The 16,091-nt window shown below is 61.3% G+C and carries 12 protein-coding genes; 3 read left to right on the forward strand and 9 right to left on the reverse strand.

Features of this window, described 5'->3' with window-relative positions; all coding sequences use genetic code 11:
• Positions 1-34 precede the first annotated feature (34 nt).
• Entirely contained in the window at positions 35-427 is a 393-nt protein-coding gene (locus EYE40_RS08650) for a nuclear transport factor 2 family protein (protein ID WP_204742230.1), read from the forward strand.
• Positions 428-499: 72 nt separating this feature from the next.
• Here EYE40_RS08650 and EYE40_RS08655 read toward each other — a convergent pair whose 3' ends face one another.
• Positions 500-2,200 (reverse strand): long-chain-fatty-acid--CoA ligase, encoded by a 1,701-nt coding sequence (locus EYE40_RS08655; RefSeq protein WP_130981565.1) that lies wholly within the window; start codon positions 2,198-2,200, stop codon positions 500-502.
• Positions 2,201-2,241: 41 nt separating this feature from the next.
• On the opposite strand from EYE40_RS08655, the gene EYE40_RS08660 reads away from it, so the two are divergent.
• Positions 2,242-2,604, forward strand: a complete 363-nt coding sequence (locus tag EYE40_RS08660; RefSeq protein ID WP_240034771.1) for a hypothetical protein — start codon at positions 2,242-2,244, stop codon at positions 2,602-2,604.
• On the opposite strand, the gene EYE40_RS08665 is transcribed toward EYE40_RS08660, so the two are convergent.
• The 3 genes from EYE40_RS08665 to glmU are packed head-to-tail and all read right to left on the reverse strand — an operon-like array spanning position 2,601 to position 6,319.
• Positions 2,601-3,854: a low temperature requirement protein A gene (locus tag EYE40_RS08665; protein WP_240034772.1), complete on the reverse strand. Its 1,254-nt coding sequence runs from the start codon at positions 3,852-3,854 to the stop codon at positions 2,601-2,603. The genes EYE40_RS08660 and EYE40_RS08665 overlap by 4 nt on opposite strands.
• A gap of 43 nt (positions 3,855-3,897) precedes the next feature.
• Positions 3,898-4,875 (reverse strand): ribose-phosphate diphosphokinase, encoded by a 978-nt coding sequence (locus tag EYE40_RS08670; protein ID WP_130981566.1) that lies wholly within the window; start codon positions 4,873-4,875, stop codon positions 3,898-3,900.
• A gap of 10 nt (positions 4,876-4,885) precedes the next feature.
• Positions 4,886-6,319 (reverse strand): bifunctional UDP-N-acetylglucosamine diphosphorylase/glucosamine-1-phosphate N-acetyltransferase GlmU, encoded by a 1,434-nt coding sequence (glmU, locus tag EYE40_RS08675; RefSeq protein WP_130981567.1) that lies wholly within the window; start codon positions 6,317-6,319, stop codon positions 4,886-4,888.
• 675 nt (positions 6,320-6,994) lie between these two features.
• On the opposite strand from glmU, the gene EYE40_RS15725 reads away from it, so the two are divergent.
• The gene (locus tag EYE40_RS15725) at positions 6,995-7,117 is read left to right on the forward strand and encodes a hypothetical protein (protein ID WP_275669399.1); all 123 of its coding nucleotides are present in this window, start codon (positions 6,995-6,997) and stop codon (positions 7,115-7,117) included.
• Here the strand turns inward: EYE40_RS15725 and EYE40_RS08680 are convergent.
• The 5 genes from EYE40_RS08680 to EYE40_RS08700 all read right to left on the reverse strand — a co-directional run bounded on the left by EYE40_RS08680 (position 7,114) and on the right by EYE40_RS08700 (position 15,861).
• Complete coding sequence (locus EYE40_RS08680) at positions 7,114-7,758, reverse strand: hypothetical protein (RefSeq protein ID WP_130981568.1); 645 nt, start codon at positions 7,756-7,758, stop codon at positions 7,114-7,116. The genes EYE40_RS15725 and EYE40_RS08680 overlap by 4 nt on opposite strands.
• Before the next feature lie 256 nt (positions 7,759-8,014).
• On the reverse strand, positions 8,015-9,181 hold the full coding sequence (locus EYE40_RS08685; RefSeq protein WP_338029025.1) for an XRE family transcriptional regulator: 1,167 nt from the start codon (positions 9,179-9,181) through the stop codon (positions 8,015-8,017).
• Positions 9,117-9,908, reverse strand: coding sequence for a hypothetical protein (locus EYE40_RS08690; RefSeq protein WP_130981570.1), 792 nt, complete (start codon positions 9,906-9,908; stop codon positions 9,117-9,119). Before EYE40_RS08690 ends, EYE40_RS08685 begins: the two co-directional genes overlap by 65 nt.
• 224 nt (positions 9,909-10,132) lie before the next feature.
• Positions 10,133-11,197 carry a hypothetical protein gene (locus EYE40_RS08695; RefSeq protein ID WP_130981571.1) on the reverse strand — a complete coding sequence of 355 codons (1,065 nt, stop codon included), beginning with the start codon at positions 11,195-11,197 and terminating at the stop codon, positions 10,133-10,135.
• Entirely contained in the window at positions 11,185-15,861 is a 4,677-nt protein-coding gene (locus tag EYE40_RS08700; protein ID WP_161972366.1) for a fibronectin type III domain-containing protein, read from the reverse strand. Before EYE40_RS08700 ends, EYE40_RS08695 begins: the two co-directional genes overlap by 13 nt.
• Positions 15,862-16,091: the final 230 nt, after the last annotated feature.

Raw genomic sequence — 16,091 nt, forward strand, 5'->3', positions numbered from 1 at the left:
TTTTTCCGTTTCGCGGGCTGGCAGCATGGCATCCATGAGCACCGAAACCATGAGCACCGACACCGAACTCCTCGAAGCCGTAGATGTCTACTTCCGCGCGCTGCATGCGTGCGACACAGCGCTGCTGGACGGCGTTTTCCATCCGGCCAGCACCCTGTTCGACGTCGACGAGGGCGTCATCACTGTCGACCCGTACCCCGCCTGGCGCGAGGTTGTCGCGAACCGGGTGTCTCCGGCATCCGTGGGCCAGGAACGCGACGATGAAGTGCTGCTCGTCGACTGGTTGTCGGATGACGCTGCCGTGGTACGCGTTCGGCTTCGGGTACTCGACAGCATCTTCGTCGACCAGTTGTCTTTCGTGCGGGGGCCCGAGGGCTGGCGCATCGTCGCGAAGGTGTGGCACCTGGAGACTTCGCTGGTTGAGTAGGCGCTCCAGCGCCGTATCGAAACCCGCCCGGTTTCGATACGCGAGCTCGTTCCTCGCGCGCTACTCAACCAGCTAATCGGTCTTGAGCAGCTGCTCCCTGACTTGGCGGCGCAGGACCTTGCCGATGAGCGACTTGGGCAGTTCATCCACAGCGACGACGTGTTTCGGCACCTTGTACGCCGTCAGGTTGTCGCGGGCGAAGGCGCGGATGGCCGCCTCGTCGAGCGTCGCACCTTCGGCGAGAACCACGGCGGCGTAGACGTCTTCACCGCTGTGCTCGCTCGGAAGTCCGACGACCGCTGCGTCGACGATGCTCGGATGGGTGCGCAGGGTCTCCTCGACCTCGCTCGGTGCGACGTTGAAGCCGCCGGTGATGATGAGCTCCTTGATGCGGTCGACGATGCGCACGAAGCCCTCGGAGTCGACCGTCACGATGTCGCCGGTGCGGAACCATGCAGCCCCCTCGTCGGAGGACTCAACGAAGACCGCAGCGGTCTCGTCGGGCTTTCCCCAGTAGCCGGAGAAGACCTGGGGTCCGCGAACGATGAGTTCGCCCTCCTCGCCCGGCTCACGGTCAATGGTCGGATTCTCCGGGTCGACGACGCGGATCTCGGTGTTGGGCAGCGGTAGACCGACCGTGCCCGCACGCCGCGTCGGGCCCACGGGGTTCGCCATCAGCACGGGGCTCGTCTCGGAGAGCCCGTAACCCTCGACGAGGGTTCCGCCCGTGCGCTCCTCCCACGGTTCGACGACCGCAGCGGAGAGCGGCATGGCCCCGGAGATGGCGATCTCGATTCCCTTGAGGGAGACCCCGGCGGCATCGGCGGCCGCGGTGAGTCGTTCGTAGATCGGCGGCACGGCGGGCAGGAAGGTGGCCGGGTGCTTCTTGATGACCTTGAGCACGAGGTCCGGATCGAACTTGGGGAACAGCACCAGCCGCGACCCCATGCTCATCGCGAAGGTGAGGCAGAGCGTGAGTCCGTAGGCGTGGAACATCGGCAGCACCGCGTAGACGACGGCGGTGCCGAGTGGCACGGTGGGAACCCAGGCCCGCGACTGGGCCGCATTCGTGGTGAGGTTCTGATGGGTCAGGGTCGCACCCTTCGGCTGACCCGTTGTGCCGCTCGTGTACTGGATGAGGGCGACGTCGCTCGCCTCCGGCCGCAGGATGTGCTCCGAGATGGGCGCCGACTTGAGCAGGTTCTCCCAGGTGATGGTTCCCTTCACCGGCGCAAACAATGCCTCACGGGATTCCCGGGCCTTCGCGATCGGCAGGCGCAGCAGGGCGCGGGTGCCGAATGGCATCGCGCGGGTGACGTCGATCGAGATGATGGTGTCGACGGCGACATCCACCGGAAAATCCTGGATGGTCGCGACCGCCTTGTTCCAGGCAATCACCACCGTCGCCTCGTGATCCTCGAACTGGTGACGCAGCTCGCGCGGGGTGTACAGCGGATTGTGCTCGACGACGATGGCACCGAGTCGCAGCACGGCGTAGAAGGCGACGATGTGCTGCGGGCAGTTCGGCAGCACCAGGGCGACCCGGTCCCCCTTCTGCACGCCCAGAAGTCGCAGGCCCTCGGCGGCGCGATCGATCTGCTCCCCCAGCTCGGAGTACGTGGTCTCGCTGCCAAAGAATTCGAGTGCGACACCGCGCGGGTAGGTGGCGACGGATGCCGCGACCAGGTCGTAGAGCGAACCCTCGGGCAGTTCGATCTCATCCGGAACGCCCTCGGCGTAGCTGGCCAGCCAGGGACGGGGTGTCGTGATCATGTGTTCAGCGTAGGGCGTGTCACGCCTGAGACAATGGAACGGTGAGTGACCATCCCGAACTCGACGGCTACGAGCCGATGCGCGACAAGCCGCTGCGTAGCCCCCACCTGCAGATGGTGATGCGGGTCGTTGTGGTGCTCGCGCTCGTCGGGCTCATCCTGCCGGGCATCATCGTCACCTGGACTACCGCGTCAGCGACGGCGACGCGTACGTGCGGCACCTATGCGGGAGTGTTCGCCCCGACGGCGGAGGCGACATCCGTTCGCTTCGAACTGTTCGGACCGGAGGGTCCCGGCTGGAACTGCTACGTGCGCGAGTTCGGCGGCGCCGAGAGCCTGCTGCGTGCGCTCGGGTTGATACCCGGTGCTGCGATCGTGCCGAGCGGCGAACTGGGCAACAGCTAGGTCGTTTCTCTTTCGAGGTAGGCAGCTTCGTGACGGTGGCCGACGGTCTCGTAGCCGACCACGATGACCGCCGGCGCGAGGGTGACCACGACGAGGCACCAGCCGATCGAGACCCCGCCGAAGGCCATCGCGACGGCGATGCCGAGCAGCACCGTCGCACCCAGCATGAGTGAGATGTGGAATCGGTCGAACTCGCGCACCAGGAACCCGAAGATGGCGAACAGTGCGGCACAGAAGATGAAGACCGGGATGACGACCGACAGCACAGCTCCGACATTGCCGATCTCGGCGTGATCCTCGATCACGTAGGCGGCGACGTGCAGGCCCGCGCCGACCGCGGCGATCGAGCTGTAGATGAACATGTGGCCGTAACCCCACACCCACGACCGTTCGCGGTGCCGGTGCAGGATCGGGCCGGAGGGCAGGATGAAGTAGTTCCACCACAGGCCGAAGGTGAGACCGACGCCCGCGACCACGATGAGGATCGCCTCCATGCTCCAGGACTGCTCCTCGACGATCGCCGACACGGAGGCGATGGTGCCGAAGAGTCCCTCGCCGAGCGCGATGATCGCGAATAGGCCGTAACGCTCGGCGATGTGGTGCGCGTGCCAGGGTGTGCCCGAGCTCTTGCGCTCCGACAGGACCGGACCGCCCATCTCGATCAGGTAGAGCAGCGCCGAGAGCACGAGCGTGGGCACGAGCGGCAATTCGGTGAACGCCACGACGATCCAGCCGACCTGGGCCACGAGGATGAACTTCACGTACGAGATCGCCGTCGCCCGGCGCTCGGGATCCTGCTTCGCGGCCCGCAGCCACTGCGCGACGAGGGCGACGCGCATGATCACGTAGCCGACCACCATGATGCGGTTGTCGAGGTGCTCGCCGTGCTCGATCGACTCGAACAGCGCAGGCAGCCCGAGCGCCAGCACGATCACGCCGATGATCTGCACCATGGTGGTGAGGCGGTAGATCCAGTCGTCGGTGTCGTAGGCGGAGGCGAACCAGCTGAAGTTGATCCACGCCCAGCAGATCGCGTACATCGCGAACGCGAAGCCGAGCAGGGCTGCGGCAATGTGCCCGGCCGCGATCGCGTGCGCGAACTGCCCGCTCGCGGCACCGATCGCGATGACGAAGGAGAGGTCGAAGAGCAGTTCGAGGGGGCTTGCCGCACGATGGGATTCGTGTGGGTCGCGACCCGTCATCCGGCGCAGAGTGTGGCTGAGGTTCGAGGAACCAGGCGTCTGGGACATGACTCAGATCCTAGGGCGCGGGGCACCCGACCGTCACGAGGGGTTAGGCGGCGCCGTCGAACATCGAGGTGACCGAACCGTCGTTGAACACCGCGTCGATGGCGGTGGCGATGAGCGGGGCGATCGGCAGGATGGTGAGCTTCGGGAAGCGCTTCTCCATCGGCAGCGGCAGGGTGTCGGTGACGACCACCGAGTCGATGAACTCGCTCTGCAGCAGCTCGGTGGCCGGGTCGCTGAACACGGCGTGGGTGGCGGCGACGACGACGTTCCTGGCGCCGGCCTTCTTGAGAGCCTCGGCGGCCTTCGCGATGGTGCGACCGGTGTCGATCAGGTCGTCGACGATCAGGCAGGTGCGGCCGGCGACCTCGCCGACGATCTCGTGCACCGAGACCTGGTTGGCGATCTTCGGGTCGCGACGCTTGTGGATGATCGCCAGCGGCGCTCCGAGCTTGTCACTCCAGATGTCGGCGACGCGCACGCGGCCCATGTCGGGGCTGACCACGGTGAGGGTGGCGGGGTCGAGGATCGCCTGGAAGTGCTTGAGCAGCACGGGCATCGCGAACAGGTGGTCGACGGGGCCGTCGAAGAAGCCCTGGATCTGGGCGGCGTGCAGGTCGACGCTCATGATGCGGTCGGCGCCGGCGGCCTTGTACAGATCTGCGACGAGGCGGGCACTGATCGGCTCGCGGCCACGGCCCTTCTTGTCCTGGCGGGCGTAGGGGTAGAACGGGCTCACGACGGTGATGCGCTTGGCCGACGCGCGCTTGAGGGCGTCGACCATGATGAGCTGCTCCATGAGCCACTCGTTGATCGGGGTCGTGTGCGACTGGATGACAAACGCGTCGCAGCCTCGCACGCTCTCGTCGTAGCGCGCGTAGATCTCGCCGTTGGCGAAGGTGCGGGCATCGGTGTGAACGACCTCGGTGTTGAGGTGCTTGGCGATGTCATGGGCGAGATCCGGGTGAGCACGCCCGGTCACGATGACGAGGCGCTTCTGTCCGTTGACTTTGATCTCGGACATGTGCCTGCTCTCAGTTTGTGTTCTTGGTGGCCTCAGCCGCGGCATCAGCCGCTGCAGTGCCCGCACGGTTGGCCTCGACCCAGCCTTCCATGTTCCGCTGTGGTGCGACGTTGATGGCCAGCGATCCGGCCGGGACGTCCTTGCGGACGACCGTGCCACCACCTGTGTACGCTCCGTCACCAATTCTAACCGGGGCGACGAACACGTTGTGCGACCCGGTTCTCACGTGGGAGCCCACAACCGTCTTGTGTTTGTTCACCCCGTCGTAGTTCGCGGTGATCGTGCCGGCGCCGATGTTCGACTCGACGCCCACCGTTGTGTCGCCGATGTAGCTGAGATGCGGCACCTTGCTGCCCGCGCCGATCGACGCGTTCTTGGTCTCGACGAACGCACCGATCTTGCCCGCAGCCCCGAGGTCGGATCCCGGACGCAGGTAGGCAAATGGCCCGACGCTTGCCCATGCACCGATCACGGCGAGAGTCGCCTCAGAGCGCCTGATCGTCGCACCCTGCTTGATCTCGCAATCGACGAGGGTGGTGTCCGGTCCGATGACCGCATCCCTTTCGATGGATGTCGCGCCTTTGAGCTGCACGCCGGGAAGCAGTTCCACATCCTCCGCGATGCTCACGTCGAGGTCGATCCAGGTGCTCGCGGGGTCGTGGATCGTCACGCCGTTGACCTGGTGTCCGCGCACGATGAGCTGGTTGAGACGCAGCGCGGCATCCGCCAACTGCACACGGTCGTTCACACCGGCCACGAGCCACGGCTGGGACACGGGAAGCGCCGCCACGGTGGAGCCGGCCGCGCGGAGGAGGCCCACCACGTCGGTGAGGTACTTCTCGTTCTGCGCGTTGCTCGTGCCGACGAGGGCCAGCTGCTCGCGCAGCGGGCCGACCGTGAAGATGTAGGTTCCGGAGTTGATCTCGCCGATGGTGAGCTCGTCGTCGGACGCGTCCTTCTGCTCGACGATGCGGTCGAGGATGCCCTCCGCGTTGCGCACGACCCGGCCGTAGCCGGTCGCGTCGTCGAGCAGGGCGGAGAGCAGGGTCGCGGCGGCATCGCCCGCGCGGTGCTCGGCGATGAGTGACGCGATCGTCGTCGCATCGAGCAGGGGCACGTCGCCACTCACGATCAGCACGTCGCCGGCGAAGTCGCTCGGCAGGGCGGTCAGGCCAAGCTCGACGGCACGGCCGGTGCCGGGAACGTCATCCTGATCCACGATCAGCAGGCCCGGCAGCATCTCGGACATCGCCTCGGCGACGCGGTCGCGGTCGTGGCGCACCACAGCGACGACATGCGCCGGGCTCAGGGCGTTCGCGGTGGCGAGCACGTGGCCGACCAGGGGAACGCCGGCGATGGTGTGCAGGATCTTCGGGGTGGACGACTTCATCCGGGTGCCCTGGCCCGCGGCGAGGATGATGATGGCGAGGTTCGCATCTGTCACGTTGTGCTCCTGTACTGCTTCGGGGTTACCCGAGCTCTTAGGGGATCGACCTTCGGCCGATCGTGCTCCGCACAGCGGAGCTCAAGAAATATGAAATCTTTCATATTTCTTGAGCGAGGGGTTCCGATAACTGCCGGATTCCCACGCGAACGCTCGGTTCGAATGGCTGTGCACGGGGCGTCATCTACAGATTAGTTGCAATCCAGCTACACACTGTCGACCGAGGAAGATCGTGAACTTCGCGTCCGTAGCGTAGCCGTGAGCGGCACAGTGGACCGGGAAGCTGCCACGCGATTTTTCGGCCACATTCTTGGCGCGCTGGACGCCCGACAGCTTAGTGGCATGGTCTTCCGGCCGAGGGATGGAAAGAGAGTTGCGGTGGACCTGCTGGTGAAGCCGGTCAGTAAGGCGGAAGGCTTCTTTGGGGCGGTTCAATGGTGACTGGGCCGTCCGGTTACGCGATCATGCACCTATGTCACGTTTGTACGGTGCGGAGCGACTTGCGGCACTAGAGCAGATTGGGCGTCCCAGCCGGACTCTCGATGCGGCACGTGCGAGGCGCTGTGAGCGATGTCCACCGCGGTGACTTACCACCCGTGGGCGGCGAGCCAGTTGAGGATGCGGAGTTTTCGCCGCGTTTCTGGGGACAGTGTCCGGAGTTCACATCCGCTCGGCGTGCTCAATGGATTGGTCGACGCCGTAGACGCCAAGTTCCAGCAGGCGATCAAGGACGTCGAGGAGCGCCGCGACGCGTCTCTTATCGTGCGACTGCGCCAGACCTCGAACCACCACATTTAGGTGTAGATCGACCACTCCCACCAGGCAGTCAGGTGTGACCACCCGAGGTCGTTGTCCGACATGCGGAAGGTAGTGAACCGCTCCTTGTACTCCCGGATCTTGTCTGCCGTGAGCAGTTCGGTGAAGGGTGCCATCTTGGTAGGCACGTCCGCGGCCGGCGGTGCGGAGATCGCGTAGCGGAAGTTGGCACCTCGCTTCGAGTGCCACATCTGAAACGGGGCCAACGCCTTGTTCGCCGCATCCCTCACCATGTCGAGGTCGCCCTGGCTGATCCGACGGCGGGTGGGGTTGATCCTGACGCGGATGTTGTCACCCTTCTGCTCGAAGAGGATCGGGATGTTGGGGAGGTAGCCGGCATCGATAGCTTCGGCCATCGCGGCATTCGCGATCACGATCAGGTCGGCGACGTTCGTCCAGTCACCTGCGGCGTACCGGTAGCCGTAGCTCATGCGCACGTGTGCCGCACACTGCACATCCAAGCCCTGCGGGTGAACGCAGTTCCGGCACTGCACGTCGACGCTGTATCCGGCGTTGTTTCTGGCGAGGCGCCAGACCTCGACGAGCTTCGGATCTGCGGCGTGGATGAGCGGGCTGTCCTTGAAGGGGTGGGGACGGTCGTTGTGCGAAGCGTTGTCGGACATGGGATACCAATCTGGTGGGCGGGGATCTGAGTAGAACGGTTGTCTACCCACGCTCTATGCACCCGCCCTCCGGTCGGCTGGGATCCTCGTAATTCCCTACCATCGGCGCTGTTCCAGCTTCATTCAATGTGCACCCCAGACCTCCTATCGGGCACAGTCGGCGAAGGCGCACTCGGAAGAAAATTTTCGCGAGGTCATCCAATGAGTCCGAAGCACAGAATCCTGCGATTCAAGAGATGCGCAAGTGCCCGCAGCGCTAGTCGAATACGTCCGGTTCGCCTCTTGGCGTACGCGACACGACCGTCCGATATAGAGAGACCGGCAGGCCCGCGCCGGAAAGGAACGCCTCATCGTAGATACCCGCGTCGTTCAAAGATTCGCGCGCACGAGGGAGCATCGATGGCATCTCGAGCGTCGAGACCCGACCGGGTTCTGCGCGTCGCCATCCGTTCTCAGACATTCTGATCATCGCATTGCGGTAGCTCACATCGCTCATCACGCCGAGTGTTCGCGCGCGGTAAAGGAGGGCGGCGAGACTGACACCCCAATGCTCCTTGAGGTCATTCAGTCGATTCCACCCATGGCCCGCTGTAGATGCGGGCAGTGCGGAGCGGATACCGTCCGCGGGCATGAGAAATTCGGCTGCAAACCTGTTGGCCTGGTCCTCAAGAGCCTTACTCCCAGGATCGGAGTCATGGTGCATAACCAAATGCCCAAGCTCGTGCGCAACATCAAAACGCTGGCGATAGTAGTCATCCTTGGCCGGGTTCAGGATGATGATGGGCCGAGTGCCGGAGTGCAGTGAGTAGGCGTCGATTGATGCGATGCGCGGTTCGCTGTAGACGACGGCTACGCCCGCACGTTCAACCAGGCGGACGACGTGTTGGATCGGTCCGGGTGCGGCACCGAAGAACGCTCGCGCTTCCCGCGCCGATGCCTCGGGCGCCGACGGGTCGTCTGCATCAACGGTGAGGTCAGGGAGAAGGAGCTCAGGAAATTCAACTGCCTTGTCCAAGAGCCCGACGATCTCTGCGGCGAATCGCGCGTAGGCCTTGGCTTCGTCCTGCGCGACTTGCGGCGTCGATCGCAGCGAACGGAAGTGGGGGGCTGTGACTCTTGTTGGCGCTCCCCCGCCGAAGAACTCGGGCGCAACGCCTAGAGCGAGAGCTAGCTTGGCCACGGTTCCCCGGTTGGGGAACTTCGTGCCTGCCTCCCAGCCGGTAACTGACGCCGGCGACATGTCGATCTTCGCCGCCAACGCCGACTTTTTCAGCCCGGCAAGCTGCCGAGCCATGGTCAGCCGCTCTCCATTGAAGCGAGACGTTGCGTCAGCGAGAGCGTTCGAGGGCCGCCCGGGGTCAGCCATTCTCGACATCCGGCACGGCGAACGGCTTACGCACTGGCACGCTGATTTCCTCTGCATCCGCGGACGCAGGAGCGCCGGTCAAGTTCACGGATGAAGATGCATTGATTCCTTCACCGAGACCTCCTCCGCTCAGGATGAGGTCGCGCCAGTGCCAACAGGAGTCCCCGCGGTATTCGGGATTCTTACTTTGGCCGACGTGGAGCTCGAAACGGCCCGTGAACGGGTCGTGGGAGTGTGCCGCAACTAGCGTGATACCTGCAAATGCCTCATCGTCGGGAATACCTGCGACGGACTCAAGACCGAAGTCTTCATCGTCGAAAAGGGTCGCGGCACCCACGAAGAGCTGAGCGGCCACCTCTTCCTTCGCGGAGCTGCGTTGCCCCCACTTGACGTGATCGATATCGCCAAACTTGACCGACTGGAGAAGGATCCGATACCCGTCAGCCGCCCAGCCAGGCGACCCTTTGTAGTCGCTGCGGGCGATTGCACCAGATTCGATGATCGGCATCGATGACAATGCATCCGGCGTGATTCCGCGCGCGATGGTGTCGAGACCAGCTCCGACAGTATCGGTCGCAAGCTCGTACCTCCCGTTAGAAGTCGCTCGGTCGAGGAGGTCACGGATGTAGACAAAATTGTGTACGCCGACGACCATCTGATCGTGACCCGCGTCCTCATCGAAGTCGTTACCGGTTCGAGCGAACGCATGTGGCGCAGCCCACGCAAGAACTGCGAGCAAGCGAGAGGCTGTCAAGCTGTCAATTGCGGTGCGGTCGGTTTCCATAGAATGAGCATAGCGCGCCAATCAGTATTTGGCGACGCATTTTTTACTCTCAGTTCAGTTTGCGATCCAAAACCGTCAGGGCTTGTTCGAGTGATCGGCTCCATTATTGAGTGCGCGTGCAGGGCCGACACGATTCGCGCGCTTCTCTTCGGTAAATTCCATGTGCACTAGCGATCTGAAACGACAGTCGCGGCAATGACCGACGCGTCAAGTCGGCGCTCTCGTCAGCGTTCGTTCGCAAGGTGGGCAGGAAGCTTCTCGCCTAACGCGCTAAAAGCGTCAGTAATCGACTTCCACTCTTTCTCGCTCGGTCGCATAGGCTCGAGGAAAAGACCTCGCAGGCGACCGCCAGCCACGTGAGTTTCTACAAGCGCGAATCCGTCAACGTTTTGCACCTGCACCCCATGAGACAGCAAAGTTACTGCCGAGACCGACTGACCATCGGCAGATACAAAACCGAGTTCTGCAAGGACGGAGGCAACCGCCAGTTCGTCGAGCGGCGCAGCTTGATCGAGACGTGAAACGTCAGCTCCAACCGATGCAAATATCAGTTCTTCGGCCCCTGCCGAAACGGGGCCATTATTTGTGATTGAGGCGGGCATCTCCTGGGCTATCGGAATCTCTTCCCGGTGCCCCGAACCAACGTGGTCGTCTCGCAACAAAGGAGAGAGGATCGACTCGGTCGTCGACGTAGATCTAGGTCGAGACGGGAGACCTGCTAAATAAAGCAACTCGACGGATTGGAGGAGTCCAGTGTCATCCCATGCTTCTCGAGCAGCATATGCGTTGTGGTAATTGGAGGATAAGCGATCCGGATAGTTGGTGAAAAATCCGACGGCGGGCCCGAAATGTTTACCCCCGTCCATCGAAATACCCGGAGTGTTGTCCCATGCGTGAGCAATCCGGCCGCTCTTCGCACGAACAGCCCAGTGGGCAGTGGGATCTAAGCTCAGAATGACTTTGAATACGTAATGCGCAACGGATTCACCGACGAGCCGCGAGCCCTCTTCTAGTGGTGAATCGAGGGGCCGACCGGTAATCACGGAGTATGCAGCACGAGCCCCAAGGGGTACCCCAGGAAGACCTTGCTCTCGGAATGACTTGAACCATGACCAGAGAGCGACAAGGCTGCCGATCGATCCGTCCAGCTCGTCGATCGGGCCGCCCGAGCCCTGAATCCATATCGCAAGATCTCTCAGCTTGTAGTCCTCCGAGCGCACTAAGTATTCGCAGAAATCGAGCGCAGTTTCAACGCTTAGGTCGTCCCAGAAAATCGTCAATGCGGCCATTCCATAACTACGTCGATAACGGCCCCCCTAGTGGGATCCTGCATGAGTTCGAGGGTGCTCAGAGACGGTCCTATTTTATAATTGGCCCCACTAGGCCAGAAGTGCCATGCGCTGGAGAAGTCGAATTCAACTTGAGCATCGAGCAGCTTTTCCTTCAAGACCTGATTTCGCTTGAAGGCACTCCCCGCATAGCCTACGACCGCTTCGAGACCGTGAACAGAATTCGAAGTTGGCGTCAATGCGTAATCGATAATTCGAGTGGACTTGACGAGCTGCTGGTTCGAATTCAGATACGTAACAGGGATGCGTCGCTGCGTTTTTCCACCTGGGCCCGCCGCGAGGACGTTCGCGATCTCCGCGCTCTTCCCGCCAAGCATGAACTTGCGAGTTTGAGGGCCCGTGAGTGCGCTTGGCACCGACGCGGCGATTAGCGCGTTCAACCGTGTCGTCCCACTAGCCGGAACCAACTTCATTATCGAAAGATCACCGACATCCCGACTCTGCAACGCATCAACGAGGTGCGGGTCGATGTTCCGCATTTCTCGGACAAAAACTGCTGGAACTTTTGTGGCGATAGCCAAAGCAGTGAGAGCTGAGCGCTCCATTGACATCCGCAACAGATTTTGGGGAGGAATAATCGGACCTCTCGCCTGGCTGAGTGGCGAGCTCAATCTTTTTAGAAACTTGACGATCTTGGCGCTTGTACCGATCGCATCACCGAAACCCGGAATGAGTCCGACGGCGCAAAGCCCAGCTCCCACCCAATCTCCACGAGACGCCAATGCCACCATGTCACGGACATCACCGAATACGAGCAACCCGCTCGCAATGTTTCCGCCAAGCCAAGCCATGGTTCCGCGATTGCAGAATTCCATCTCGCCGCATGTAAACCCGACAGCGAAATCATCCATCCATACCCATTTCGACACAACGGGTGTCGGTTCCGTGGGGTCGTAGCCGTCAGCGACGTTGATAATCTCGAAGCGATCGTCAAAGCTGTCGAAATCTGAATCAGGTTGTTCTGATGACGAGCCGTTGATTTCTTCTATTTCGTCGGTCACTTGGTCCCAGTCGGAGTCCCCGTTCAGCGCGTTCAGACCAAGCTGAAATTCCATGACGTCGGTCAGGTTGTCGTAATCACTATCCTCCTCTGCTGGATTGGATACCACGGCGTAGCAGGTGATTGGAGCGCCGGAAACCCACAGAACACCGCGGGTTCCGGAAACGAAAGGCCGACCCAACTCTTCGCCGTCCAATAGACCATCTCCATCGGAATCAGCTTGCAGCGGGTCGCTAAAATAACGGAGTGGTTGATAGCGGGTGTCTTGCCTCATTGAGTTGCAAACTCCATGGATCTCAACCCAGTCGGTTAGTCCATCTTCGTCCGTGTCGAGAGTCTTGCTGATGGTCTGTGGATCGTCGAACGGTGTCACGTCATCTATCCAACCGTCTAAATCAGTTGCGGTTGGCACATAGGAATAGCTTCCATTGGTTGCATCGGCGATCTCGATGAGCCAGCTGCCTGCCTGGCCTTCGTCAACTCCAACGTCTAGAACATGGACGGGAATGTCGGCTCTGTCCCGAAAGTAGTCATCTCCCGACCCGTCCTCGGGGTCGTCGGAATTAGCAATGGGAGGAACCCAGAGGCCATCTGTTACAAGCACTATCGCTGATTGCCGACACTCGTACACCGGAGAATCCTCGACGAACGGATTGCTTTGGGTGCGAGGAAGGGTGTCGAGCCAAGTCGATCCGAAAGCGATTTCGGCCATGGCATCTTGGTTGCCAAAGAGATCGCTATCGTCGTAGCCGTAGCCGGGGCCGAAAGTCGCTTCGAGCGCATCAATATAGTCCAGCGCCGTCTCCGGATCTGCGGCCTCCCAATATGGCAAATCGTCTTGCACTGTTCTCTGGTAGTCAGAGTTGATTTCGTACCAGTTAGCGGGTGGAGGTGAGCGGAAAGCGAGTTCGCCATCCTGCCCGGCGCTGCGGCCCAAGACTCCGACGATCCAAGGGACTCGTATTCGAATTCGATCCCCCGATCGCAGTGATCCGATGAGGGCGCGGAGTGCGTCGAAGCGCTCCCCGGTATCGTCATTCGTGCTGACGCTGGAAGTTTCGTCTAGAACTATTTCGACGTCCAACGGCGGGGTTCCACCAGCCGTCAGATCGCACTCGCTCAGCGACGATGCCCACTCGCGTAGATCCACGATCGCGTAGCGAAGGCCCAACTCCGCCGAGTCTATAGTTATCGTTTGACGAGAGGTGGAGACACTCACGTCGTTGTCCGCAAACTCCCACGTGCCCAAGGAATAGTTCCACTTCACAGGCGAAAGGTTTGAGAGGACTTCCGCTTGTGTGTTGGGTGAATACCCCATTGTGAGCGATGCCAAGACGGTGGACGTGGAAGTTCGCGCTTGATTGAAAGACGAGCCACCCAGCTCCAACTCAAACGCCTGGACGCTTGCGACCGCTGTGATAGCGCCCGATATGTCTGAGGATGGCATTTCGGCTACCGAATAGGCAAGGACCTCGCTGGCAATGCCTGTCAATGAGGCCGTCGTGGGAGCAAAATCATTAGTCATCCCGTTCTCAGGGTCCAGCTCGCGTGTCGGCGACGACAGCTCGAGCAGAGTTACCTCTTCACTGTCGTGAATACCGTCGCCGTTCGAGTCGTCGGCAAGAGGAGAAAAATCTAAGCGAAGCTCAGCTCCGTCTGCTAGGCCATCCTCGTCGGTGTCCGGGTTCAATGGGTCCGTCAACTCAGTGGCTTCGTCTGCGTCTCTGATTCCATCGTCATCGCTATCTGGATTCGAGGGAGATGTGCCCGCCGCAAGCTCCGCAGCGTTGGACAACCCGTCCTCGTCGCCGTCCTCAAGTGCGTCCCATATCCCGTCCCCATCCGAATCCGCTGATGCGGGCGAGGCTGTTGAGGCCAAGCGGGTAATTTCTTGCTCGTCACTGAGCCCGTCGCCATCGGAATCCGAGATCAACGGACTTGACCCAAACCGCTCCTCGACGATGTCCGGAACACCATCCTGATCAAAGTCGGTCGCTTCGGACTCCGGCGCGCGCGCCACAGTGCTCAAGCTCGGCCCGCTGCCGGCTCCATTCACCGATCGCACGGAGAAGGTGTACTGAGTTCCGTTGTCGAGATTTGGGAAGTGCGCGCCCTGCCTCGTCAATCCAGCGACGACCTCACGCGACTCGGTGCCCGGGGAAATGTCAATCACGTAGTGGGAAATGTTGCCGCCTCCGTCAGATGCAGGTGCATCCCAGTAGACATCGAGGAATGAGTCACCGATTCGGACCTCTGGATTTTGCGGCGCATCAGGCGCGGAGTACGTGCCAAACCAGGCGATGGCAGCGCTGCCATCTCCAATGCCCGTAATAGGCACGACGCGCACGTGAGGCCAGCATCCTGGTTCAAGACCTGAGAACGACGCCGTCATGCTTGCCGTAGTGACTGTAGTCAAAGCTTCGCCATAACAATCAGTGACTGTGACGCGATATTCGAGAACCGAGCTTCCGCCGTCGTAGTCAGGAGCGTTCCACGTCGCGGTGATCGCCGTACCTGCGACGTTAACCAGTAGGTCTCGAGGAGCATCTGCGGGTGTCGCCTCAAACGTGAGTTCATGCCGGGTTGTGGGACCGTCGCCGATTGCATTGGTTGGTGTTATCGAAAACTCATACTCCCCGACTTCCATATTCTCGAAGTCGACACTATTTTGATAGGCGCTAATTTCGAAGATCTGATCGCCCGGGCTGAGGGTCACCTCCAGGGTCTCGGTGGGTTCAACAATTAACGGTTCCGGCCAGTCCCACATCACTGTCAACGTGTTGCGGTATTGGTTAGCGTGAATTCCTGAAATCGCTGGCGGGAGACTAACTACCTCGAATTCAGAAAAATCGGACCACACCGAGAACCGGCCCTCAGATGTAAAGGACCGAGATTGCCAGCGGAAACGGCCATCCAACTCAGAGTCGACGAATAAGTCTGGTTCGAACTGCGCGCGCCCGAATTGATTCGCTTCAGCGACGCCTTCATCGAGAACGACGGGCGCACCCTCCTCCCACAAGGTCTCGACCCGAAATTCCGCAAACATCGGAGTTGTAGGTGCGGCAACCGCAACTTCAAGCGTCGGCACATTCTGCGTTCGGGATTGGTCACTTGGCCCGATCACCTGTGGAGCATCGTCAAGCCCAAGCACCAGGATTTCTTCCCACGCGCTCCATGGGCTGATCTGTCCATCTGCAAGCAGGCGTATGCGGACTCTGTAAGAGTCGTCGGTGACGAACTGCAAATCCTGGGTTGCCCACTCGCCGACAGAGATTTCATTGTCTCTAGACGTACTCGCGAATGAACCCGCGGCGAAAGCGCTCAACGGCACCACTGCCTCGACAATTTCGAACTCGTACACATAGTCCGGATAGTCGTTGTCAGCCCGCGTCGCATCAGTTGACTCGACGGACAGAGAGATTTCAGAAGTTTGCACATTGATGCCATACAGAGTGCGGTAGGAGTGCTCAAAGGCGAGGCTGCTCTGCGGCCACAACAAAGGCGTGTCGGCGATCGCAGAAGCCGCGGGACTGACGATTAGCATGCCAAACACAAGAGCTGACGCGGCAGTCCCGCCCACCCAAGCGCGGCTGACTTCGAACAATGTTGATCTATCCCGAGATCGTGCCATTTATGCCTCCGAGTAGTGCGGATGTTGCTGCCGACTGACACACCAACGCTTATGTTTTCGCACTCGTCGAGGCCAAGTTTCTGGAGGGGACCGAGACGGTCGTCCCGGCTGGACATCGCCAGAAACGTCAGGTGATGACTCTTGCTCATGCAATGTATCGAGCAGATGGCAGGCACGCTCTACCCCAGTTGGGGGGAGGTGAC

It is taken from the genome of Glaciihabitans arcticus (assembly GCF_004310685.1).
GTDB lineage: Bacteria > Actinomycetota > Actinomycetes > Actinomycetales > Microbacteriaceae > Conyzicola > Conyzicola arctica.

Excerpts from the sequence above, each read along its gene's own strand:
- EYE40_RS08650 (WP_204742230.1), top strand. The coding sequence starts at position 35 with ATGAGCACCGAAACCATGAGCACCGACACCGAACTCCTCGAAGCCGTA.
- EYE40_RS08680 (WP_130981568.1), bottom strand. The coding sequence starts at position 7,758 with ATGTCCGACAACGCTTCGCACAACGACCGTCCCCACCCCTTCAAGGAC.
- EYE40_RS08690 (WP_130981570.1), bottom strand. The coding sequence starts at position 9,908 with ATGGAAACCGACCGCACCGCAATTGACAGCTTGACAGCCTCTCGCTTG.
- EYE40_RS08665 (WP_240034772.1), bottom strand. The coding sequence starts at position 3,854 with ATGTCCCAGACGCCTGGTTCCTCGAACCTCAGCCACACTCTGCGCCGG.
- EYE40_RS08670 (WP_130981566.1), bottom strand. The coding sequence starts at position 4,875 with ATGTCCGAGATCAAAGTCAACGGACAGAAGCGCCTCGTCATCGTGACC.
- EYE40_RS08655 (WP_130981565.1), bottom strand. The coding sequence starts at position 2,200 with ATGATCACGACACCCCGTCCCTGGCTGGCCAGCTACGCCGAGGGCGTT.
- EYE40_RS08695 (WP_130981571.1), bottom strand. The coding sequence starts at position 11,197 with ATGGCCGCATTGACGATTTTCTGGGACGACCTAAGCGTTGAAACTGCG.
- EYE40_RS08685 (WP_338029025.1), bottom strand. The coding sequence starts at position 9,181 with ATGCAGAGGAAATCAGCGTGCCAGTGCGTAAGCCGTTCGCCGTGCCGG.